A 21781-nucleotide genomic window follows, 5' to 3' on the forward strand; every position below is an offset into this window, starting at 1 on the left:
TGACGTTGTTCTCGGGCATCCTACATATTCTGATCTGTCAGTGTGGCTGACGATCAGTTTACTGTTGAACTGGCGAAGGGACGGCTTTCATGCTTCTCGATCCGCCCGCCGAAGGTGTGCCGCAGGCCGACGAGCTCCTGCGGGCCGCGATGGAATGGCACTTCTCGCCGGAGACCGGCAGCCCGTACTGGGTCGGGCGGGCCAAGGAGCTCGACTTCGATCCGCGCGCCGACGTGACCACCGTCGCCGACCTGCGCCTGTTCGCGAAGGTCGCGATCGACTGGAGCGCGGTGCCGGCCGGGCAGCTGATCCCGCGCGGCTGTCTGGAGCGCGGAGACGAGTTCGGGGTCTACGAGTCCGGCGGTGCGACCGGCGCTCCCAAGCGCATCGTGGATGCGACCTCGCGGGCCGGGGCCGTGCGCTGGCAGAGCCGGATGCTCGACGAGCAGGGGTTCCCGGCCGGGGAGGGCAGTTGGCTGCACATCGGACCGACCGGCCCGCACATCATGGCCAAGAACGTCCGGAACCTGGCCCACCGCCGCGGCTACCTGTGCAACTACGTCGACCTGGACCCACGCTGGGTCCGCCGCTGTCTGGCCGAGGGCCGCCGCGAGGACTTCCAGCGCTACGTCGACCACATCTTCGACCAGGTCCGCGACGTGGTCGCCAGCCAGCCGGTCCGGGCGATCTCCAGCACGCCGCGCATGCTGGAGCTGCTCACCGCCCGCACCGACGTCCTGCCGCGGCTGCGCGAGACGGTGCGCGGCGTCATCTGGGGCGGCACCAGCGCCGACGGCGAGACCCTGCGCCTGCTCCAGGAGGAGGTGTTCCCCGAGGCCACCGTGCGCGGCGTCTACGGCAACACCATGATGGGGATCGCGCCGCAGCGCAGCCCGCTGCCGGACGACAAGGCCGTGTGCGTCTTCCGGCCCTTCCACCCCTACAGCATCGTCGAGCTCGTCGATCCGGAGGACCCGGACCGTGCCGTGGACGTCGACGAGGAGGGACGCGTGCGGGTCACGGTGCTGTCCCGCGACTTCTTCGCGCCGCCGACGCTGGAACGCGACCTGGCGATCAGGCGGGCCACGGCGCCCGGCTGGGCCGGCTTGGAGCTGTCCCAGGTGCGTCCCTACGAACCGGCCGGGACGAAGGTCATCGAGGGCGTGTACTGATGAGCCCGGAGATACCGGTCATCCGCGCGGGCCGGCCCGCACGGTCGGCGTCGACGTCGGTGCTGGCCGGGGTGGACGGCACGCCGCTGGCCACGGTCCACCAGGCGCCACCGCTGCTCGGCCGGCTCACCGTCGCCGAGGCCCGCGACGCCGCCGAGAGCGCCGATACCCTTCCCGATCCCGCGATCTTCCGCCGCGCGGGCGAGCTGTTCGCCACCGCCGAACTGGCCGGGCTGGGTCCGAAAGAGTACTGCGACCTGCAGGCCCGCGCGGCCGGCGTCCCGATCGGCGTGGCCCGGCACTCCCTGGACGACATGGTCCACAGCTTCGCCAACGCCGCCCCGCGCGCCGCGGCCGAGCGTCCGGTCGGCGCCGCCCCCGACGCGGCAGCCTGCGCCCCCGGCCAGGTCCTGCCGCTGTGGACGCGGCGCGGCGACGTGCTAGCGGTCGTGGCGCCCAGCAACAACCCCGGCACCCACACCCAGTGGCTGGTCGCGCTGGCCTGCGGCTACCGTCTGGTGATCCGCCCCGGCAGCCGCGACCCGCTGACCCCGGCCCGCATGGTCGCCGCCCTGCTGGAAGCCGGCATCGAGCCCTCCGCCTTGTCGCTGCTGCCCGGCGGCCACGCTCTCGGCGACGCCCTCGTGGAGACCGCCGACCTGAGCATGGTGTTCGGCGGCGACCAGGCCGCGCGCCGCTACGCCGGCGACCGCCGGGTCATCCTGCGCGGGCCCGGCCGCTCCAAGGTCCTGCACAGCGGCGAGCTCACCGAGGCGGTCCTCGACACCGTCGTCGCCTCGGCGACCCACGACGCCGGCCTGCGGTGCACCTGCGCCACCGCGGTGTTCACCGACTCCGACCCGCGCGAGCTGGCCGAGGCGCTCGCCGACCGGATGGCGCCGCTCACCGCCGCGCCGCCGCAGGACGACCGGGCGCGGCTGCCGGTGCTCCCGGCGGCCGAGGCGTACGCCATGCGGGACTCGCTGGCCTCCCGCCTGGCAGGGGCCGAAGACGTCGCGGCCGCGCGATACCCCGACGGCCCGGTCGCAGAACTCGGAGACGGGTCGGCCGCGCTGCGGCCCGCGGTCCTGCTGTGCGACCGCGTGGACCACCCCGGCTCCCGGATCGAGATGCCGTTCCCGTGCCTGTGGGTCCTGCCGTGGCGGCGCTCGGACGGGCTGGCGCCGCTGGGGGAGACGCTGGCTCTGACCGTCTTGTCCGAAGACCCCGCGCTGGTCCGCGAGGCGCTGCGGCGCCCGGCGATCCGGAAGGTCCTGGCCGGACCGGTCCCGACCTGGACCGCCGGCGACACCAGCCCGCACGACGGATTCCTCAGCCACGAGCTGATGGAGGCGCGCGCGTACGGAACCACCTGAGCGACACCGGCGACACGAGCGAAACGAAGGAGTCCCCATGATACGGACCACCCTGGTGACCGGCGGCGGCAGCGGCATCGGCAAGGCGGTCGCGACGCTGTTCGCCGCCGACGGCGACCACGTCTTCATCACCGGCCGCCGCAAGGACCTGCTGGAAGCCGCGGCCGAGGAGATCGCCGGCACCGTCACCGCCATCGTCTGCGACCACACCGACCCCGACCAGCTGATCGCGCTGGCCGCCGAGCTCCCGCCGACCCTGGACGTCCTGGTCAACAACGCCGGCGGCAACCGCGACATGGAGGGCCCGCCGCCGGCCGGACTGCACGAGCTGGCCGCGCGCTGGCGGGCCAACCTGGAGGCGAACCTGCTCGCCGCCGTCCTGACCACCGCGGCCGTGGACGACCGGCTGGCCGAGGGCTCCGCCGTGGTCAACATCGGCTCGTTCGCCGCCGACCGCGGCGCCGGCTCCTACGGCGCGGCCAAGGCCGGGATGAACACCTGGAACATCTTCCTGGCCAAGCAGCTCGGCCCGCGCGGCATCACCTGCAACGTCGTCGCGCCCGGGTACATCGACGAGACAGAGTTCTTCCACGGCAGGAAAACCCCCGAATTCCACGCCGAGCGCGTCACCGAGACGCTCGTCCAGCGCGCCGGCAAGCCGGCCGACATCGCAGAAGCCGTGCGTTTCCTGGCCTCCCCGGCCGCCCGGCACATCACCTGCCAGGTGCTGCGCGTGGACGGCGGCGTCATCCACAGCCGCTGACGGCCCCCGGGCTCATTTGCCCATTGTCCGCGGCCCGGGGCGGGGGCGTACAACCGGATGCGTCGTGAACCGAACAGAGCCGAGTCCTGATTATCAGGACCACTGCTCGATGACTTCGACAGGGGGCGCCGCGACGATGGTCCGAATCCTGGAATACCGAGATCCGGTGGAGAACTGCCCGGGCTTTCTGGTCTACGACCGGACCGACTGCCGGCTGGCCGCCGGCGGCTGCCGGCTCACCCCGGGCCTGTCCGTGGACACGCTGCGCGAGCTCGCCGCGCGCATGACCCTCAAACAGCGGGTGCTCGGCGTCAACGTCGACGGGGCCAAATGCGGGCTGGCCTACGACCCGGCCGGACCGCACCGCGACGCCGTGCTCCGCAGATTCCTGGCCTTCCTGGCCGAGGAACTGCGCACCCGCTTCAGCATGGGCGCCGACATGGGTACCCGCTTCGAGAACCTCGACCGGCTGGCCGCCGCCGTCGGCGCGGGCTCGGCCAAGTCGGCCGTGCGCACCGCGCAGCACCTGACCGAGGAGGACTTCCGCGCCCGGATGGCGGTCCTGTCGGCCCCGGTCGGCCCGCTGAGCGTGGGCGACCGCCGCGCCGGGCACGCCCTGGCCTTCGCCGCGCTGACCGCCGCGGACCTGGAAGGGCTGCGCCGGGACCGCATGACCGTCTCCGTCCAGGGCTTCGGCAACCTCGGCCGGCCCGCCGCGCTCGCCCTGGCCGAGGCCGGGGTGCGGATCACCGCCATCGCCGACGAGCACGGCTGCCGGGTCGCCGGGGCCGGGCTCGACGTGCGCGCCATGCTCGCGCGGGACATCACCTGCCCGGTGCCCGAGCTGCCCGGCGGCGGCCGGGTCCTGCCCCGCGAGGCCGTCCTGGACCTGCCCGCCGACGTGCTTATCCTGGCCGGCTGCGCCGACGCCGTGCCGGCGGCGCGCGCCGGCGAGCTGTCCGCGGCCGTGGTCGCGGTCGGCGCCAACTGCGGGCTCAGCGAGCAGGCCGAGACGCTGCTGACCGAGCGCGGCGTGACCGTCGTCCCGGACTTCATCGGCGGCGTCGGCGGGTCGGCGTCGATGGAGGCGCTGTTCGGCCCGCGCGCCACGCCCGAGCCGCGCGAGGTGCTCGACGGCGTCGCCGGCATCATGCGCGAACTGGTCGGCGACGTGCTGGCCGGCGCGCGCGAACGGGGGCTGCCGACCCGCCAGGTCGCGCTGGACATGGCGCAGGCCTCGATGGTCGACCCCGACGAGCGGCCCTACGGGTCCTGTCCGTACCGCGTCACCGCGCCGGTCCCCAGCGGCCGGCGCGGCCGGACCACCAGCGCACACCCAGGGAGCGTGAGCACCATGACGACCACCAGCACCGCCGCCGGCCGCGAACCGGTGGGCGGCCCGGACCTGCCCGACTCCTCCGGCCCCTCCGGCTCTTCCGTCGTCTCCGACCTGGCCGGCGACTGCGGCCACGCGCACGGCCACATCACCGACTCGCGGTTCTACGGCCACAACTACGGGACCGAGTCGAGCCGGCGCATCTTCTGCGACCGCTGCCGCTTCCAGCGCTGGCTGGACGTGGAGGCGGCGCTCGCGCTGAGCGAGGCCGACCTCGGCGTCATCCCCAAGCCGGCGGCCGAGGCGATCGCCCGCGCGGCCCGGGTGGAGCTGCTGGACCTGGACGGGGTCCGGGCCGAGATCCGGCGCACCTCGCACTCGCTGGTGGCGTTTCTGCGGGCGTTCCAGTCGGTGTGCGAGGACGGGGCCGGCGAGTTCGTGCACTACGGCGCGACCACCCAGGACATCCAGGACACCGCGCAGTCCCTGGAGATGCGCGACGTCCTGGACCAGCTCACGGTGTCCTTGCGCCACATGCTCGACCGGCTGGCCGAGCTGGCCGAGGAGAACGCCGAGAGCGTCTGCCTGGGCCGCACCCACGCGCAGCCGGCGCTGCCGATGGGCTTCGGGCTGAAGATCAGCGGCTGGATCGACGAGCTGCTGCGGCACCTGGAGCGGGTCGAGCAGATGCGGCCGCGGGTCCTGGTGGCGCAGCTGTTCGGCGGCGTCGGGACCATGGCAGGGTTCGGCGAGCAGGCCCTGCCGCTGCTGGAGGCCTTCGCGCTGCGGCTGGGGCTGGTCGCCCCGGCCATCGGCTGGCACGTGTCCCGGGACCGGGTCGCCGAGTACGTGACCGGGCTGGCGATGGTCGCCGGCACCCTGGGCCGCATCGCCGACGAGATCCGGCTGCTGTCCCGCCCGGAGTTCGGGGAGGTGGAGCTGGGCTGGCGCTACGGCCAGGTCGGCAGCAGCACCATGCCGCACAAGCGGAACCCCGAGGCCTGCGAGCACGCGGTGGTGATGGCCCGGCTGGCGGCCTCCCAGGTGGCGAACGCCATGGCGTGCCTGGGCGGGGACAACGAGCGGGACTCGCGGACCCTGCGCATCGAATGGGCCTGCGTCCCGGACGTCTCGCACTACACGCTGTCGGCCTGCGAGCTGGTGACCCGGGTCCTGGACGGCCTGGCGGTGCGGTCCGAGCGGCTGCGCGACAACGTCGGGGACGTCGCCGAACAGGTGGCCACCGAGCGGCTGATGCTGGTGCTCGGCCAGACCATGGGCAAGCAGAGCGCGCACCACTTCGTGTACGAACTCGCCCAGACGGCCCGGCAGGAGGGCGGTTCGCTGCGCGAGTCGCTGCGCAGCAAGACCGAGCTGGCCGAGGCCGAGCTGGACCGGATCTTCGACCCGGCCGGGTACCTCGGGCAGTCCGCGGCGCTGACCGGGCGGGTGGTGGCGCGGGCCCGGGCGGTGCTGGCGCTGGCGGCGGACGGTTCGCGGGGTCCGGCAGGCCCCGCCGAGCCGGCTGGTTCGGCCGGCCCGGCTGGTTCGGCCGGCCCGGCCGATCCCGTCGTACTCGGCGGTCCGTCGTGACCGTCGTGACCGTCCAGGATCTGTCGCAGGTCGAGGAGATCGTGCTGCCCCGTTCGCTGTTCGCGTGCGTCGCCTCCCACGTCGTGCGCAAGCTCACCGGCCACTACATCGAGGGCGAGACGCCGGAGACGAAGGCCTTCGGGATGCTCGCCGGGGCGCCGGCCGGCGGGGCCCTGGCGGTGCGCGCGGTGTTCCCGCTGCTCGCGAACATGCGGCACGACCAGGCCCGCCGCCAGGAGATGGACGAGGTGGTCGACGCCTTCGCCATCCCGTCGCAGACCCCGAACGAGCAGCGCGGCTGGATCGCCGACCCGCGCGAGCTGATGGCGGTGGAGCAGGCCTGCGACGACACCGGCTGGGTGGTGTTCGGGAACTACCACACCCACCGCGTGGCCTGGGACCACGACCCGCTGCGCGACACCTGCACCGGCCTGGACCGCGCGCTGGCCGCCGAGTCCGGCCAGTGGACCTTCGTCTATTCCGCCGTCGACCTGCACCGCCCCCGGCTGCGCGCGTTCTTCGAGGGCGACAACGCCCGCGAGGTGCCCATCCGGCTGGTGCCCCGCGACAACGCATCGAGAGGATGACCCGCCATGGATCGCACGGAGTCCTACCGCCAGGTGGTCGCGTTCCACCGCCACGAATGCCCGGGCGCCGCGCTCGGCCTGCGCGTCGCCGAGGCCGCGCTGGCCCGCGTCGGCGTCGCCGCCGGCGATCCGGCCCTGCTGGTCGTCGCCGAGACCGACACCTGCGCCGTGGACGCGCTGCAGGTACTGACCGGCTGCACGGTCGGCAAACGCAACCTCGTGCTCGAGGACACCGGCCGCCGGGTGTTCACGTTCTGGGCTCCCGGCACCGACCTGGGCCTGCGCATCCGGGCCAAGGCCGGCAGCATCGCCTTCCGGGACGCGGAGGTCCAGGAGTTGGCCGAACGCATCGAGCAGGGCCAGGCCACCCCCGAGGAGCAGGCGCGCTTCGCCGGGATCCAGGCCGACCGCACCGCGCGGCTGCTGGAGCTGCCGGAGGCGGACATCCTCGTGGTGGACGAGGTGAAGGCGCCGGTCCCGACGCGCAAGCTGGTCGCGGCCGTGGAGCCGTGCGTGGAGTGCGGGGAGCCGACCAGCGTGGAGACGCTGCACGACCACCGCGGGCGCATGGTGTGCCCGGCGTGCCACCTGGCGGCGCACGGCGGCGTGCTGCCGGCCGGGCACGGCGACCACGGGCACCACCCGCTGAGCCAGGCCGGGCAGGGCCACGGCCACGAACATGAACACGGCCACGAACACCAGCATCAGCACGACCACCAGCGCGAACACCAGCACTGAGCCCGATCCGACCCGGGGGGGGGGGGGGGGGGGGGGGGGGGGGGGGGGCGGCCCGCCCCCCCCGCCCCCCCCCCCCCCCCCGCGCCGCCCCCCCCCCCCCCCGCCGCCCCCCCCCCCCCCCCCCCCGGCCGCCCCCCCCCCCCCCCGCCCCCCGCCGCGGGCCGCCCCCCCCCCCCCCCCCCCCCCCCCCCCCCCCCCCGCCGCGCTATTCGAGCACGTCGACGCCCCGCGGCCGCGCTGCCACGATGGCGGCTGCCGAGCAGGTACAACCGGTCCTTTCACGGAAAAGGAGTCGGAATCGTGGCTTATCCCTGGGTCGCCGCCCTCCACTACTTGAGCACGGCGTTCATGCCGGTCTTCGGCGCGGCCGCGGCCCTGACGGCGCTCGCCGGACTGGTGGTCTGCCTGCGGGCGGCACGGCGGCGGCCCGAGCCGCGCGTGGCGCCGATCCCGAGGCAGCGCGCGAGCCACGAGGGAGTGACGCGGCGATGAGCCCTGCGATGCGGCGCCGGCTGGAGGCGGTCGGCAAGGCGATGCTGGCCGGGATGACGGCCTACGCGTGGTACTGGTCGCCGGCCACGCGGACTCGACGGCGCGAGCCTCAGAAGACGCCTCCGAAGACGCCTGAGAAGACGCGTCAGAGCGAGCCTCAGGACCCTGCGGACAAGCCCGCTGAGCAGCCGAGCACGCTGGCCGGACCGCCGCCCGGGCACCCGGAGCGGATGCCGCGGCGGACACGGCTCAGCCGGGTCGAGCGGGCGTTGTTCAGGCAGCTGGAGCGCACCGGTAAGGACGGCTGAGGGCGGCTGCGCCTGGAGCGATCGGCGGGCGACGTGCCCACCGGCGGGTGAATCACGACTGCGGCGCGGTCGGGCTGCTGGGATGAGGTGGCTCGATATCCGAAGCTGTGCTGCCAGGAGGATTCCATGGCGTTCCGACGCTCTCCGGGGACCGCGCTCGGCGCGGTCCTGACCACGGCCTGCCTGCTGCCGTCCATGACGATCAGCTCCGCAGCAGCCGCCGACATCCCCGCCGCCGGAGCGGTGACAACCCTGTACGAGCACGCCGCGGCTGTCCTCACCTGCGGCGGTCACAAGTACGATCTCGATCTCGATGGCGTGGGCCAGTTCCTCACCGGAGACCCCAGAACATCCCATGGCGGGACCGTTACCCCCCTGATCACCACCGAAGAGGACTTGGTGGGCTACAGTCCCGCCTTCGGAAAGTTCGCCGCCCATGAGTCCGCACCGGCGACCGGGTCACTGAACGCGCCTGCGCACGGCAGCGGGGTGATCGCCGAAACCCTGGCGATGAACCTGACCCTCACCCTCGGGCACAACCCGTGCCGGCCCGCCACTCGCTCCGCAGGACCCGTCACGGCCCGCACCCTTGAGCCGGTCAAGCTGGTCGCCGACACCACGTCGTTTCCGCCGCCTCCGCAGGGGAGCAACCCCGATGGCTCGCCGACCGGTGGTGTGCTGTACAGCCTGCAGAGCCCCATCAAGATCGGGCTCCCCGGCGGTCAGCCGTCGGATCCGGGGTTCATGCAGTTGCAGGGGATGAACATCAATGTGGGACAGGTGCTCGGCTGAGGCGGGCCGACCCGGCTGTCAGCTCGAGGGCGCAGTCCGCGGGGGAGTGGCCGACGACAGCTCCGATCCCTCGGCGGCACCGTCCTGTGCACCGGGCCCACCGGGCCCACCGGACGCACTCGACGCCCCGCCTCCCGCCGCGTCAGCCTCGACCCGCGCCTGCGCCCCCGACATCGTCCGCAGCGGCAGCTCCGGCAGGAAGCAGATCACGATCATGCTGACCGCCATGATCGCCGCGACCGCCAGGAACACCACGCTCATCGCCCCGGAGAAGCCGGTCTTGTAGGGGTGCGCCAGGACCGGCGGCAGCGTGCCCACGAACGCGGTGTCGTTCAGCACCCGGACGGCCCCGCCGGCCAGCTGCTGCTGGTGCGTCGCCGCCGCGGCGGCGAAGCCGGGGGTCTGCGAGGCCGTCCGCAGGGCGCTGTTGATGTGGTCGCCGAGGGTGCTGAACAGGATCGACAGGAACACCGCGGCGCCCAGGGTGCCGCCCATCGACTGGAAGAAGGTCATCGAGGAGGTCGCCACGCCGATCTCGGCCGGGCGGGCCGAGTTCTGCACCGCGACGATCAGCGGCTGCATGCTGCCGCCCACGCCCAGGCCCATCAGGAGCATCACCAGCATGGTCTGCCAGACCGGGGTGTCCGCGCCGATCGTGGCGAACAGCAGCAGCGCCACCAGGATCAGGAACGTGCCGGCGACCGGGAAGATCCGGTAGCGGCCGGTGCGCATGATCGCCTGGCCGCAGACCACCGAGCTGACCATCAGGCCGGCCACCAGCGGCAGCATCTCCAAGCCGGCCTTGGTGGGCGAGCCGCCCTTCACGATCTGCAGGTACAACGGCACCACCAGCAGTCCGCCGTACATCGCCATGCCCAGGACGAAGGTGCTGGTCGTGGCGATCGAGTACGTGCGCGTGCCGAACAGGCGCAGCGGGATGAGCGCGTCGTCGCCGTAGCGCTTCTCGGAGTACAGGAACGCCGCCAGGCCCGCGCCGCCGACGAGGTAGCAAGCCACCGCGCTCCCGGAGCCCCAGCCCCAGGTGCGGCCGTTGGTGGCGACGATCAGCAGCGGCACCATGCCGGCGGCCAGGGCCGCGGCTCCCGGCCAGTCGATGCGGCGCCGGGTGTGGTGCGCCGGCAGGTGCAGGTTCTTGGCGACCAGGACGAACGCCGCCGCGGCGATCGGGACGTTCACGTAGAAGATCCAGCGCCAGCCCGACACGCCCAGGATGTGGTGCGCCCCGGCGAAGAACCCGCCGAGGACCGGGCCCAGGACGCTGGAGGTGGCGAACATCGCCAGCGAGTAGCCCTGGTACTTCGCGCGCTCCCGGGGCGGCACGATGTCCCCGATGATCGCCAGCGACAGCGCGAACAGCCCGCCGGCCCCCAGGCCCTGCACCGCGCGGAACACCGCGAGCTGGTACATCGACTGGGCCAGCCCGCACAGCACCGAGCCGGTGATGAACACGCCGATCGCGAACAGCATGAACGGCCGGCGCCCGTACATGTCGGACAGCTTGCCGTACAGCGGCGTGGTGATGGTCGAGGTGATCAGGAACGCGGTCGTCGCCCAGGCCTGGAGGGAGAAACCCCGAAGGTCGTCGGCCACGGTGCGCATCGCCACACTGACGATCGTCTGGTCCAGCGAGGCCAGGAAGATCGCCATCAGCAGCCCGGACAGGATCGTCAGGATCTGCCGGTGCGTGAAGACGCCGGTCTCTTCCGCCGCTGCGGGGGCTGGGTCGGTCATGGCCTCAAGGCTCGGCCCGGCGGCGGTGAGCGTCAATGTGCTGAATCGCCCTTCGGGGGCTTCTGGCGCGATCCGGCGTTCGGCGACCTTTCACCGCACTGCGGGCGGCACCCATACTTGCCGCGCGATTCACCCCAAGGCAGCACTTCGGAGGCCCGCAATGACAGAACTGGGAAGCGCCGACACGGTCTACACGAGTTCGGCCTACCGCACCATCGATGTCGGTTCGCTCATGCGGACCGGACATCCCGACATCGCCGAGGGCGACGAGCACATCGTCTCCGTGGTGCGCGGGATGCGCGCCCGGCTGGGGCGCCCGCTGCGGGTGCTGGACGTCGGCTCCGGCTCCGGCGACCTGAGCCTGCTGCTGGTCAGGGCGCTGCCGGACACCGCCGTCATCGCCAACGACATCGCCGCCAACCCGCTGGCGCAGGCCCGGGACAAGCTCGCGCCGTACCCCACCGCCTCGGTCAGCTTCGAGCGCTTCGAGGACTACTCCGGCGAGGTGGACGTGGTCGTGTCCTGGGGCACCCACCACCACCTGAGCCACGACTACCTCAAGCACGTCGCCGAGATCCTGTCCCCGGACGGCGTGCTGATCATCGGCGACGAGTTCTGCCCGGAGTACCTCAGCGACACCGACCAGAAGCGCCTGGCGCAGTCCGAGGAGATCGAGGTGGTCGACGGCTACCTGTTCGACAGCGCCGCCGACGTCGAGTCCTACCGGTCCACCGGTCGGGTCCCGGACTGGAACGAGGGCCTGGAGCAGGCGCGCCGGCTGGCGCTGTGGCACTGGTACAAGTTCGTCATCGACTTCGCCGTGGCCCACGAGGCCTGGACGGTGGTCATGGCCGAACTCGCCATCTGCCGCGACGACCTGGAGACCGGCAACGCCGACGAGCACAAGACCTCGCCGTACCTGCTGGAGCGGGAACTGGAGCTGAACGGCTTCAGCGTCGTCGAGCGCGCCGTCATCGGCGACCGCCCGGTGGAGCTGAGCAGCTTCGTGCTCTACACCTGCCGCCCGCCGGCTGTCCCGGACGTACGGACCGGGGCGTGAGCACCGGCTTCCGGCCGGGCGAGGCGGCCTGGGAGACCCCGGAGAAGATCGGGGCCGCCCTGGCCCACTTCGAGGGCCTGATCCCCGGCTGGCGCGCGCCGGCGGCCTACGGAGTGGCCTGCGTGGTGCCGCCGGGCGCGGCCCGCTTCCCGGTGGTGAACCGCGACGACCACGCGCTGCCGGCGGTGGTGCTGGGGCTGGTCGTGGGCCGCGTGGACGAGACCGGGACGTACCCGCTGAGCGTGGACCGGCTGGACCGGGCGATCGCGACCCTGGCCCCGGCCGAGGCCGCGGCCATGTATCAGCACCCGAACATCGCGGCCTGGCGGGAGCTGCGCGCCGAGCTGGCCGCCGATCCGCTGGCGCGGGCGGTCGCGGTGTTCGTCGCAGACCTCGATGACCCGTCCAGCGGACCCCACGACGACGTGCTCAGAGCGCGGCTGACGGCCTGACGGAGGCAGGCGCGACCCAAAACAGGGCGGCTCCCTTGGGGGCCGCCCTGTTGGCGTGTGCGAGTGGCGTGTGCGAGTAGCGTATGCAAGGCCTGCGAAGACCGAGAGACTCAGCCCACGGATATCGGGACGCTCGAGGGCCCGCGGCCGTTGAGGCGGCCGTTCCACTCCGGCTCGCCGGCCAGCGCCACGTCCGGGAAGCGCCGGACGAACCGCCCGAACGCCTCCTGCCCCTGCATCCGGGCCAGGGCGGCCCCGAAGCAGGTGTGGATCCCGCGCGCGAACGACAGGTGCTCGCTGGCCCGGTGCCGGCGCAGCACCAGCTCGTCGGCGTCCGGTCCCCAGTGCGCCGGGTCGTGGTTGGCCGCGGCCAGCGACATCACCACCGGCGTGCCCTTGTCGACCTTGTGGCCGTCGATCTCCAGGTCCTCCAGGGCGATCCGGCCGGTCAGCTGCAGCGGCGCCTCGTAGCGCAGCAGCTCCTCCTCCGCGGCGCCGTCCAGGCCCGGGTCGGCCCGCAGGTCGGCGAGCTGGTCCGGGTGGCGCAGCAGGGCCAGCAGGCCGTGCGCCAGGTGGTTCGCGGTCGGCTCGTGGGCCGAGACGTGCAGCAGGATGATGTGGTCGATGAGCTCGTCCGGGGCCAGCCCGGCGCCGTCGGCCTCGGCGGCGATCATGCCGCTGATGAGGTCGTCGGCCGGCCGGCGCTTCTTGTGCGCCACGACGTCCACCAGGAAGTCGCGCATCGCGTTGCGGGAGTCGGCGATCGCCTGCGTCACCTCGGGGGTCTGCACCGGCTCGGTGACGTTGACGATGTCCGAGGTCCAGCCCAGCACCGTCTGGCGGTCCTCGACCGGCATGCCGAGTATCTCCGAGATCGCCAGGTACGGCAGCGGCTCGGCCACCTCCTTGACGAAGTCGAACTCGCCCTTGTCGGCCACCTCGTCCATCAGCTCGTCCAGCAGCGCCAGCATCCGCGGCCGGAACCGTTCGACGAACGGCGGCGTGAACGCCTTGGCCAGCAGCTTGCGCAGCCGGGTGTGGTCCGGCGGGTCGCGGAAGAGGATCACCGGGATGTAGTTCGGGTCCTGCTCCTCGACGACCATCACGCTCGCGTTGCGGTGGTCCACGCTGTAGCGCTCGGTGTCGCGCAGCGCGGTGTTGATGTCGTCGTAGCGCGTGAGCATCCAGAACCCGATCGGGCTCCGGTACACCGGCTCCTCCTCCCGGAGGGCCTTGAGCTGCGGATAAGGGTTCTTCACGTAGTCCGGATCGAACGGGTTGTACATAACGGTCATGACCGGCCCCTTCCGGCGGCGGATTGGCTGGACGCGGGTTGGCTGGACGCGGGTCGGCCGGATGCCAGTCGGCCGGACCCGGACTACGCGTGCGGCAGGCCCGCGGCGTGGAGGTCGTCGGCGTAGCGCACGAACTCGTTCTTCGGCGTGATCTTCTCCAGGCCCGGGATCAGCTCCATGGCGTACTCGACGGTGATCGCCGGGTTGATGGCCAGGATCTCCGCGGTCAGCCGGCGCGCGTACTCCTTGTCGCCCTCGCGCTGGTGGAACGCGGCCAGGGCGATGCGGGCCAGGATGTTGTCCTTGTTCTCGGAGCGGACCCTCTCGACCAGTTCCATGGACTCGGCTTTGCGGCCCGCGCTGTAGTTGATGTAGGACAGCGCCATCAGCAGCCCGTGCGGCGGGTGCGGGTCCAGGCGCAGGGCGCGCTTGATCGAGCGGCTGCCCTCCAGCGGCTTGCCGCCCTGGGAAAGGGCGATGCCGCGCAGCGCGTGCGGCCAGGTGACGCTGGGCTCCAGCTCGATGGCCCGGTCCTCGTGCTTGACGGCGTTCTGCCAGTTCCCGCGGACCAGCTCCACCACGCCCAGGATGGCGTGCGAGACGCCGGAGTCCTCGTCCAGCTCCACGCCCTTGGACGCCAGCTTCTTGGCGGTGTCCAGCAGCGTCGGGTCCATGCTCCAGCCCTGCGAGTGCTCCTGGGTGTAGGTGCCGGCCAGCATCCCGTAGCCGCCGGGCAGCTCCGGCTCCAGCTCCACGGCCCGGGCGAACAGCTCCCTGGCCTTCATCAGGTCGTCGCGGGTGAGCTGGCGCAGGTGGTAGTAGCCGCGCCACAGGCACTCGATGGCGCCGGCCGAGGCCGTGGTCTCCAGCCGCCTGAGCTCGGCGGCCTCCAGCTCGAAGCCGACCGCGACCAGGATGTTCTCCACGATCTCGGCCCGCACCGCGGACAGCTCGGCCAGGTCCGGCTGGTAGTCCTTCTCCCACAGGGTCTGCTCGCTGCCGGCCTCCACGAGCTGCACGCCGACCTGGATCGCGGACCCCTCGCGCTGCACGGTGCCGCGCAGCACGTACCGGACACCCAGCTCGGTGCCGATCTGCCGCGCGGGGATGTCGGTGTCCCGATAGGTGAAGGCGGTCTCCGAGGAGATGACGAAGACGTAGCGGCTGCTGCGCGCCAGGGCGCCGGTCAGCTCCTCGGTGACACCGTCGGTCAGGTAGTCCTGCTCGGGATCCTTGCTGACGTTCACGAACGGCAGGACCACGATGGACGGGCCGTCCGGCGGCCGGGGATTCTTCGGCGGCGCGCTCACGCCCAGGGTGTCGATCACGAAACCCTTCAGGCGCGGTCGCACATCCCAGACGATTTTGGGCTTGGCCATGGCGTGTCGCTCCCTCCGCGCTCGGTGCGCGGGGCACAGCATGGGCGCGAAGGGATCGCTGGGGCAACGTGGAACAAATCATCGCCGCCAACTGGCGAGGATCCACAGTTGCGCACACCGCGACGGCGGTGAATACGCTGATGTTGACAGCAGGAGGTGGCACCGTGTACCGACCCGCCAACAGGATCTACCCCCGCCTGGCCTACGCCGACGAGGCGGCGGCGGCCGACTGGCTGGCGAAGGCCTTCGGCTTCGCCGAGAAGCACCGCAAGACGAACGACGACGGCTCGGCGCTGATCTGGCTGGAGCTCGACGGCTCGGCCCTGATGGTCTGCCGCAGCGGCCTGGGACTGAGCGCCCCGGGGGAGCTCAGCGGCGTGACAGAGAAGACCATCTGTTATGTGGACGACGTCACCGCGCACCACGCCACGGCGGTGGCCGCCGGCGCGGAGGTCGACCGGGAGTTGCAGGACACGCCCTGGGGCGACCGGCGGTATGAGGCGGTCGACCCCGAGGGGCATCGGTGGCACTTCGCGGAGCTGGTGGGGGAGGGGTGACAGAGGGCTGAGAGAGTTCGGCCGGTCGCCGGTCGCCGGTCGCCGGTCGCCTGCGAGAGTGCGGGCGGCCGGCGCCGGCCCGGAATCTCGCTCCCGCGAGGGTGTGGGCGACCGTCAGCGGTCTGAAATCAGCCGCCTGCCACCGCCGCCAGCAGGTACACCTCGTCCCCGGGCTGCAACTCCAACGTCGCGCCGGGGCGCCGCGTCACCATGTCGTTCAGCACCACCACGAAGCTCGGGTTCACGTCGCAGCCGCCGTTCAGCACCCGCTGCGCCAGCACCGGGAAGCGGTCGCGGAGCTGGTCGGTCAGTTCGGCCCAGGTGGTGGCTTCGACCTGCACCGTGCGGCGGGCCGGGCGGGACGGGTCCCCGCCGGGCAGCAGCACCCCCAGCGGCGCGGCCAGCGTGAGGTTCACCATGGCTCAGTCTCCTTTCGGGCTCATTCCATCGGCGGGCGGCCCCGGGCCAGCCGGAAGCCCAGGTCGCCGGCGTGGAAGCCGGCCGGTTCGGGGGATCGGTAGGCGTTGCGGCACATGTCGCTGTGGGCGAACACGCTGCCGCCGCGGGCGACGCGGTCCCCGGATACGCCGAAAGTGTTGGCGCTCCCCGTCCCGTCGCACACCGGATCGACCAGGTGCGAGCGGGCATAGAACCCGGCGTCGTAGGCGTCGTGGCACCACTCCCACACGTTCCCGTGCATGTCGTGAAGCCCCAGCCGGTTCGGGTCGCGGGTGCCCACCGGCTGGAGTGCGTCGCCGGAGTTCTTCGTGTACCAGGCGTACCGCGCGAGCTCGTCCTCGGTCGGACAGCACCATGGTCCCGCCGAGCCCGCCCCGCAGGCGAACTCCCATTCCGCCTCGGTCGGCAGCCGGGCGCCCATCCACAGCGCGAAGACGGCGGCGTCGGTCCAGGACACGTGTGTCACCGGCGTGTGGCGGCCGGTGCCGGTGACGGAGCGGTCGGGATCGAAGAGCTCGTATATCTCGGCCGTGACCTGGTGCCGCCCGAGAAGGTACGGCGAGAGCTCCACAGTGTGCCGCGGCGACTCGTTGTGGGTGTGGCTCGGGCCGGTCAGGTCGGTGCCCATCAGGAAGCCGCCGCCGGGGATCTCGGCCATGTCGTCGGCCAGGTAGTGCTCGAACCGCTCGGGCGCGCCGGCGAGCAGGCCGCGGGTCAGGAAGCGGTCGGCGACCTCGGCATCGCCCAGGGACCGCACCGCCCGCACCGCGGCCCACACCGCCGCGGTGTCCCGGCAGCGCGGACGGCCGTCGCGGCCGACGCCCAGCACCTCGCCGGCTTGGAGCACGACCTGGTCGCGGCTGAGCGTGTCCTCGTCGTCGGCCGCGGCGGCCGCGCCGATGTCGTCCAGGCCGCTCCCGCCGTCCGCGCCATCCACGCCGTCCACCCGCACCGGCAGCTCCCGGATCCCGCCGGGCGCCACCTCGTAGGCCCGCAGCACCGGCAGGTCCGGATTGCGCACCGACACCAGCAGGTGCCACAGCGAATCAAAGCACTGATTGTGCAGCTCGAAGTCGATCCGGGAGAAGTTCGCCGGGTGCCGGTTGTGGCTGTGGAACACCCCGACCTCGACCATGCCCCGCTCCCGGATCAGCTTCTGCAGCCGCCAGGCCTCCTCCGGCGGCGCCACGAAGCCGGCGTCGTCGTGGTTCCGGTAGTAGTCGCCGTACGCCTCGAACCGGGGCCGCCACTGGGTGCTGTTGCGCTCGTTGTCCTCGAACAGCACGAAGTCCGTCGGCGTCATGGTGTCCAGGTCCGAGATGAAGTACCCGAACGCCTTCGCCGGATGCCGGCGGCGCACCTCCTCCACCAGGGCCGCGTACAGGTCCTTGGAGATGCGGATGTGGTCCGGGCCCACCCCGGGCAGTGTCAGCGCCCTCATCGGGCCTCCCCTCCGCCGCGGGCGCCCTCGCGCAGCGCGCGCCGCAGGACCTTGCCGGAGCCGGTCTTGGGCAGCGCCGCCGTGAACGCGACGCTGCGCGGCAGCTTGTACCCGGCCAGGCGGGTCCGGGCGAAGCCGAGGACCGCGGCGGCGGTGACGTCCGGCCCGGCCGGGACCACGACCGCGTGCACCCGCTCGCCCCAGTGCTCGTCCGGCACGCCGACGACCGCGGCCTCGCTGACGTCCGGCGAGGCCTCCAGCGCGGCCTCCACCTCGGCCGGGTAGACGTTCATCCCGCCGCTGATGATCACGTCCTTCTTGCGGTCGACGATGTAGAGGTAGCCCTCGTCGTCCCGGTAGGCGATGTCGCCGACCGAGTGGTGCTCGCCGCGCCGGTCGGCCTCGTAGGCCTCGGGGGCGTTGCGATAGGCGACGAACATGCTCCGTGAGCGCACGAACACCTCGCCGTTGGTATGGGGCTGCCGCACGGCGGCGCCGGCATCGTCGTAGAGCACGACCTCCACGCCGGGCACCGGACGGCCGCACGATCCGGGCTTGCGCAGCTGGTCGCCCGGCGCGAGCGCGGTCGCCACCCCGGTCTCGGCCGAGCCGTAGACCTCCCACAGCGAGTCGGCGGGGAAGTCGGCGAGATAGGCGTGCTTCAAGGTCTGGCTCCACGGCGCGGCGTTGGCGACGAAGCGCTTCATGCTGGAGCGGTCGTAGCCGGCTTTGACCCCGGCCGGCAGCGCGCAGACCATCCGCATCGGCGTCGGCGCGCTGAACGAGGTGGTGACCCGGTGGGTGTCGACCAGGCGCAGCCAGTCGCGCGGGTCGAACCTGTACTGGACGACCAGCGTGTTGCCCAGGGCCTGCGCCATGGTCGCGAAGCGGGCCGGGCCGGAGTGGTAGAGCGGACCGGTGATCAGGTGGACGTCGTCGGGCTCGAAGCCCATCAGGGTGACCAGGGGCGTGCTCGCCGGGTCGGCCGGGCGGGGGCGGACGACGCCTTTGGGACGGCCGGTCGTGCCGGAGGTGTAGAAGATGTCTGAGTCCGGGGTGGCATCGGCGCCCGCCGGCGTTTCTGGGCCGGGCTGCCGGATCAGGCCGCTGGTGAGCGGGTTCTGATCGGCGCCGAAGCGCAGTATCTGCCGCAGGCCCGGGACCTCGGCCGGCAGCCGCTCGGCGAGCTCGCGCACCCGCTCGTCCTCGGCATCGACGCAGAGCACCTCGGCGCCGCTGTCCCGCAGGATGTGGGCGGCCTCGGGCACCGTCAGCGCCGGGTTCAGCGGCACCGCCACGGCCCGCAGCCGGCGGATCGCGCCGATCACGGTCAGCACGCCAGCCGAGTTCCGGCCGCACCAGGCGACGGTCGTGGCCGGCCGGACCGCGGCCGCGGCCAGCGTCCGGGCCGCGGCGCCGACGCGCGCGTCGAGTTCGGCGTACGTGTACCGGACAGCCTCCCGGTCCGGGCGGTCGTCGACGACGGCGATCCGGTCCGGCCGGGTCGCCGCCTGACGTGCGATGAGGTCCTGTCCCTCGGCGGACATCACGGCTGGATGTCGTCGCCGGCGGGGATGTCCGCGATGGGGTTCAGCACGCTGTTTTTGTATGCGGGGGCCCGGTGCGGGGTCAATGAAGCGGATCGCGCTTCCGGCCGGCGCGCGCGGGCGATCTCCGGCAGCTCCGGCCTCGGGCGAAGGCGGTTCCGGCCTCGGGCGCGGGCGGGCAGCAGGGCGCCGGCGGGCCTCAGAGCCGGGCGGGCAGCAGGGTGCCGGCGGGGCTCAGAGCCGGGCGGGCAGCAGTGCGCGGGCGTCGAGGTCCAGCGCGTGCCGGCCGTGCCGGTTGGCCATGGCCGCGAACATGCCGTCGCCGCGCTCGGTGCGCACCACGAGCGCCGAGGCGACGATCGCCATCAGCAGGCCGCCGAGGGCGTAGCGCCGGTAGTCGGTCCAGCAGGCCCCGTCCGTCACGGCGATCCCCGAGCCGCGCAGCACCTCGGCGTACAGGCGCACCATGTCGTCCTCGAGCTCGCGCCGGAGTTCACTGCGCACGCTGCCGCCCAGCAGATAGGCCAGATCCGTGACCCCCGGCTCGTGCGCGACGGTCTGCCAGTCGACCACGGTGATCCGGCCGTCCCGGACCATCAGGTTGTCGGCCCGGAAATCGCCGTGCACGACGGTGCGCGGCCCGGGCCGGTGCAGCAGATACCCGGCGACGTCCGGCGGAAACCGCTCGGCGAGCTCGGCGACGTCCGGATCGAGGCGGTCGCCGTAGCGGCGCAGGAAACGGCGGCAGGAGGCGGTCGCGAGCCCGGCCATGCCGGTCGCGCCGGCCCGGTCTGTGTGCGGCATCCAGGGCAGGCCCGCGACACCCGGATCGGCCCAGTGCGCGCCGTGCAGCCGCGCGAGTTCGACGACGGCGCCGGCGAGCTGGTCCGCATCGCAGCCCACGAGCTGATCGACCGGCCGGGCCGGCGCCAGGTCCTCCAGCAGCACGGCGTAGGCGCCGGTGGCGGCGTCGAAGGCGCTGTGATGGCAGGCGGGCAGGCTGACCGGCAGCGTCGGGGCCAGGTCGCGGTAGAACCCTGATTCGATCTCGTAGGAGCGGGTGACGGCCGCGGCCACGCGCGAGGACCGGTCGCCGGAGGGCACCTTGGCGACGCAGGACGGCGGGCCCGCCCCGGGGCGGTCGTAGACGAGGTGGAGGCGGTAGGTGTCGGCGACCTGGCCGGTGCCGATCGGGCACGCGGTGCAGGATACGACGCGCGCCGGACCGATGAGCGGGGCCAGCGCGCGGGTGCACCAGGCCGGGGTGATGTCCTTGATGGAGCTCGGGGCTGCCGGCGCGCCCTGATCGTGTTCGCCGAGCCGACCGACAAGTACGCCGCGCCGACCACCCTGTTCGCCGAGCCGCTCGCCGCCGCTCACCGGCCCGTTGTGATCGGCAGCTCGTACAGCCCCCGCAGCCCCATCGCCGGCTTCCACTTCAGCGCCGCGCCGTCCCCGCTGAAGTCCGGGAACCGCTCCAGCAGCCGCCGCAGCGCCACACCGCCCTCGATGCGGGCCAGGTTCGGGCCGGCGCAGAAGTGCGAGCCGAGAGCGAAGCCCAGGTGTTTGTTGTCGGCGCGTCCGACATCCAGCCGGTGCGGGTCGGGGAAGCGTTCGGGGTCGTGGTTCGCCGCGCCGATCAGCACGGTCACCGCGCGGCCCGCCGGTACCCGGACGCCGCCGACCTCGATCTCCTCCGGGGCGATGCGCCAGGCGGACTGGATCGGGGACTCGTAGCGGATGAACTCCTCGATCGCGGTGTTCATCAGGGCCGGGTCCTTCTGCAGCCGCTCGCGTTCGTCCGGGAAGCGGAGCAGGCAGGCGATCGCGTTGCCGATCAGGTTGGTGATGACCTCGTGGCCGGCCACCACCAGCATCAGTGTCAGGGTACGGACTTGCAGCTCGGTCAGCTCGCCGGCCTTCTGGCGCTCCAGCAGGCGGCTGATCAGGTCATCGCCCGGGTCGGCGGTCTTCCGGCGCAGCGTCTGGCCGATGTAGGCGTCGAACTCGTGGAACGCCTTGCGCATCCGGCCCAGGCCCGCGCCCTCGATCAGCGGGTCGACGAGCACGATGTAGCTGTCCGACCACTCCTGGAGCTTGTCGGCGTCCTCCGGCGGGAAACCCAGGAGCTCGGCGGCGATGAAGATCGGCAGCGGCCCGGCGAAGTCGGCGATCAGGTCGAAGCTGCCGCGCTCCTGCGCGCGGTCCAGCAGCCGGTCGACCCAGAACTCCATACGCGGCCGCAGTTTCTCGACCCGTATCCGACTCAGGTCGTAGGTGATCGCCGAGCGCATCCGCAGGTGGTCCTCGGCCGAGGCGGCGGTCAGCGTCGCGTCGAACGCCGCAGCCTCCTTCGGCGTGAAGTTCGCCATCTTGTACGTCATCCGGTTGCGGAACGAGGTGTCCAGCTTCCGGTCGGAGACGAAGCGCTGGTCGCGCAGTACCGCTTGGACCCCGGCGTAGGAGCTGACCATGTACGACCCGATGGGGCGGCTGTAGTAGACGGGAGCTTGAGCCCGCAGCCGGTCCAGCTGGGTATACGGGTCGCGGCGATAGGACAGTTCCATCGGGCGGTACTTCCCCGAGATCGGCCGCAGCGCCACCATCGGCCACTGCCAGTCGATCGCCTTACGGACTGCGCCGAGCATCTTCTGGTCTCCTCCGTTGTCTCCGCGCTGAGAG

At 72.6% G+C, this 21781-nt stretch carries 19 protein-coding genes and 2 pseudogenes; 13 read left to right on the top strand and 8 right to left on the bottom strand.

Annotated elements, in window-relative coordinates:
* Positions 1–89 precede the first annotated feature (89 nt).
* The 10 genes and pseudogenes from ABH926_RS16370 to ABH926_RS16415 all read left to right on the top strand — a co-directional run bounded on the left by ABH926_RS16370 (position 90) and on the right by ABH926_RS16415 (position 9157).
* On the top strand, positions 90–1172 hold the full coding sequence (locus ABH926_RS16370) for a phenazine biosynthesis protein (protein WP_370366443.1): 1083 nt from the start codon (positions 90–92) through the stop codon (positions 1170–1172).
* Positions 1172–2548 (top strand): aldehyde dehydrogenase family protein, encoded by a 1377-nt coding sequence (locus ABH926_RS16375; RefSeq protein WP_370366444.1) that lies wholly within the window; start codon positions 1172–1174, stop codon positions 2546–2548. The genes ABH926_RS16370 and ABH926_RS16375 overlap by 1 nt, the downstream gene beginning before the upstream one ends.
* A gap of 37 nt (positions 2549–2585) precedes the next feature.
* Positions 2586–3311 (top strand): SDR family NAD(P)-dependent oxidoreductase, encoded by a 726-nt coding sequence (locus ABH926_RS16380; RefSeq protein WP_370366445.1) that lies wholly within the window; start codon positions 2586–2588, stop codon positions 3309–3311.
* 136 nt (positions 3312–3447) lie between these two features.
* Positions 3448–4530 (top strand): annotated as a pseudogene (locus ABH926_RS16385) (Glu/Leu/Phe/Val dehydrogenase dimerization domain-containing protein); the annotation flags it as partial.
* Positions 4531–4761: 231 nt separating this feature from the next.
* Positions 4762–6144: pseudogene (locus ABH926_RS16390) on the top strand (adenylosuccinate lyase family protein); the annotation flags it as partial.
* Positions 6145–6236: 92 nt separating this feature from the next.
* Positions 6237–6827 carry a hypothetical protein gene (locus ABH926_RS16395; RefSeq protein ID WP_370366447.1) on the top strand — a complete coding sequence of 197 codons (591 nt, stop codon included), beginning with the start codon at positions 6237–6239 and terminating at the stop codon, positions 6825–6827.
* Between the two features lie 6 nt (positions 6828–6833).
* Positions 6834–7565 (top strand): FmdE family protein, encoded by a 732-nt coding sequence (locus ABH926_RS16400; protein ID WP_370366448.1) that lies wholly within the window; start codon positions 6834–6836, stop codon positions 7563–7565.
* A gap of 300 nt (positions 7566–7865) precedes the next feature.
* Positions 7866–8057 carry a hypothetical protein gene (locus tag ABH926_RS16405; RefSeq protein WP_370366449.1) on the top strand — a complete coding sequence of 64 codons (192 nt, stop codon included), beginning with the start codon at positions 7866–7868 and terminating at the stop codon, positions 8055–8057.
* Complete coding sequence (locus ABH926_RS16410; protein WP_370366450.1) at positions 8054–8365, top strand: DUF6059 family protein; 312 nt, start codon at positions 8054–8056, stop codon at positions 8363–8365. The genes ABH926_RS16405 and ABH926_RS16410 overlap by 4 nt, the downstream gene beginning before the upstream one ends.
* Positions 8366–8491: 126 nt before the next feature.
* Positions 8492–9157: a hypothetical protein gene (locus tag ABH926_RS16415; protein ID WP_370366451.1), complete on the top strand. Its 666-nt coding sequence runs from the start codon at positions 8492–8494 to the stop codon at positions 9155–9157.
* 18 nt (positions 9158–9175) lie between these two features.
* Here the strand turns inward: ABH926_RS16415 and ABH926_RS16420 are convergent, their stop codons facing one another.
* The gene (locus ABH926_RS16420; protein WP_370366452.1) at positions 9176–10909 is read right to left on the bottom strand and encodes an MDR family MFS transporter; all 1734 of its coding nucleotides are present in this window, start codon (positions 10907–10909) and stop codon (positions 9176–9178) included.
* Positions 10910–11069: 160 nt separating this feature from the next.
* On the opposite strand from ABH926_RS16420, the gene ABH926_RS16425 reads away from it, so the two are divergent.
* Together ABH926_RS16425 and ABH926_RS16430 are read left to right on the top strand one after the other, a co-directional pair.
* The gene (locus tag ABH926_RS16425; protein ID WP_370366453.1) at positions 11070–11969 is read left to right on the top strand and encodes a trans-aconitate 2-methyltransferase; all 900 of its coding nucleotides are present in this window, start codon (positions 11070–11072) and stop codon (positions 11967–11969) included.
* A complete protein-coding gene (locus ABH926_RS16430; RefSeq protein ID WP_370366454.1) occupies positions 11966–12421 on the top strand; it encodes a hypothetical protein in 456 nt (151 codons plus the stop codon). The genes ABH926_RS16425 and ABH926_RS16430 overlap by 4 nt, the downstream gene beginning before the upstream one ends.
* 110 nt (positions 12422–12531) lie before the next feature.
* On the opposite strand, the gene ABH926_RS16435 is transcribed toward ABH926_RS16430, so the two are convergent.
* Together ABH926_RS16435 and ABH926_RS16440 are read right to left on the bottom strand one after the other, a co-directional pair.
* The gene (locus tag ABH926_RS16435; protein WP_370366455.1) at positions 12532–13716 is read right to left on the bottom strand and encodes a cytochrome P450; all 1185 of its coding nucleotides are present in this window, start codon (positions 13714–13716) and stop codon (positions 12532–12534) included.
* Positions 13717–13799: 83 nt separating this feature from the next.
* The gene (locus ABH926_RS16440; RefSeq protein WP_370366456.1) at positions 13800–15095 is read right to left on the bottom strand and encodes a hypothetical protein; all 1296 of its coding nucleotides are present in this window, start codon (positions 15093–15095) and stop codon (positions 13800–13802) included.
* A gap of 164 nt (positions 15096–15259) precedes the next feature.
* Here ABH926_RS16440 and ABH926_RS16445 point away from each other — a divergent pair, with 164 nt between their 5' ends.
* Positions 15260–15652 (top strand): VOC family protein, encoded by a 393-nt coding sequence (locus tag ABH926_RS16445; RefSeq protein WP_370366457.1) that lies wholly within the window; start codon positions 15260–15262, stop codon positions 15650–15652.
* 128 nt (positions 15653–15780) lie between these two features.
* On the opposite strand, the gene ABH926_RS16450 is transcribed toward ABH926_RS16445, so the two are convergent.
* The 5 genes from ABH926_RS16450 to ABH926_RS16470 all read right to left on the bottom strand — a co-directional run bounded on the left by ABH926_RS16450 (position 15781) and on the right by ABH926_RS16470 (position 21747).
* Positions 15781–16071, bottom strand: a complete 291-nt coding sequence (locus ABH926_RS16450) for a MoaD/ThiS family protein (protein ID WP_370366458.1) — start codon at positions 16069–16071, stop codon at positions 15781–15783.
* Between the two features lie 20 nt (positions 16072–16091).
* Positions 16092–17552, bottom strand: a complete 1461-nt coding sequence (locus ABH926_RS16455; protein WP_370366459.1) for an SUMF1/EgtB/PvdO family nonheme iron enzyme — start codon at positions 17550–17552, stop codon at positions 16092–16094.
* Entirely contained in the window at positions 17549–19099 is a 1551-nt protein-coding gene (locus ABH926_RS16460) for a class I adenylate-forming enzyme family protein (protein WP_370366460.1), read from the bottom strand. The genes ABH926_RS16455 and ABH926_RS16460 overlap by 4 nt, the downstream gene beginning before the upstream one ends.
* Before the next feature lie 234 nt (positions 19100–19333).
* Complete coding sequence (locus ABH926_RS16465) at positions 19334–20479, bottom strand: phosphotransferase (protein WP_370366461.1); 1146 nt, start codon at positions 20477–20479, stop codon at positions 19334–19336.
* On the bottom strand, positions 20476–21747 hold the full coding sequence (locus ABH926_RS16470) for a cytochrome P450 (RefSeq protein WP_370366462.1): 1272 nt from the start codon (positions 21745–21747) through the stop codon (positions 20476–20478). The genes ABH926_RS16465 and ABH926_RS16470 overlap by 4 nt, the downstream gene beginning before the upstream one ends.
* Positions 21748–21781 lie beyond the last annotated feature (34 nt).

The sequence above is a fragment of the Catenulispora sp. GP43 genome (assembly GCF_041260665.1).
Lineage (GTDB): Bacteria > Actinomycetota > Actinomycetes > Streptomycetales > Catenulisporaceae > Catenulispora.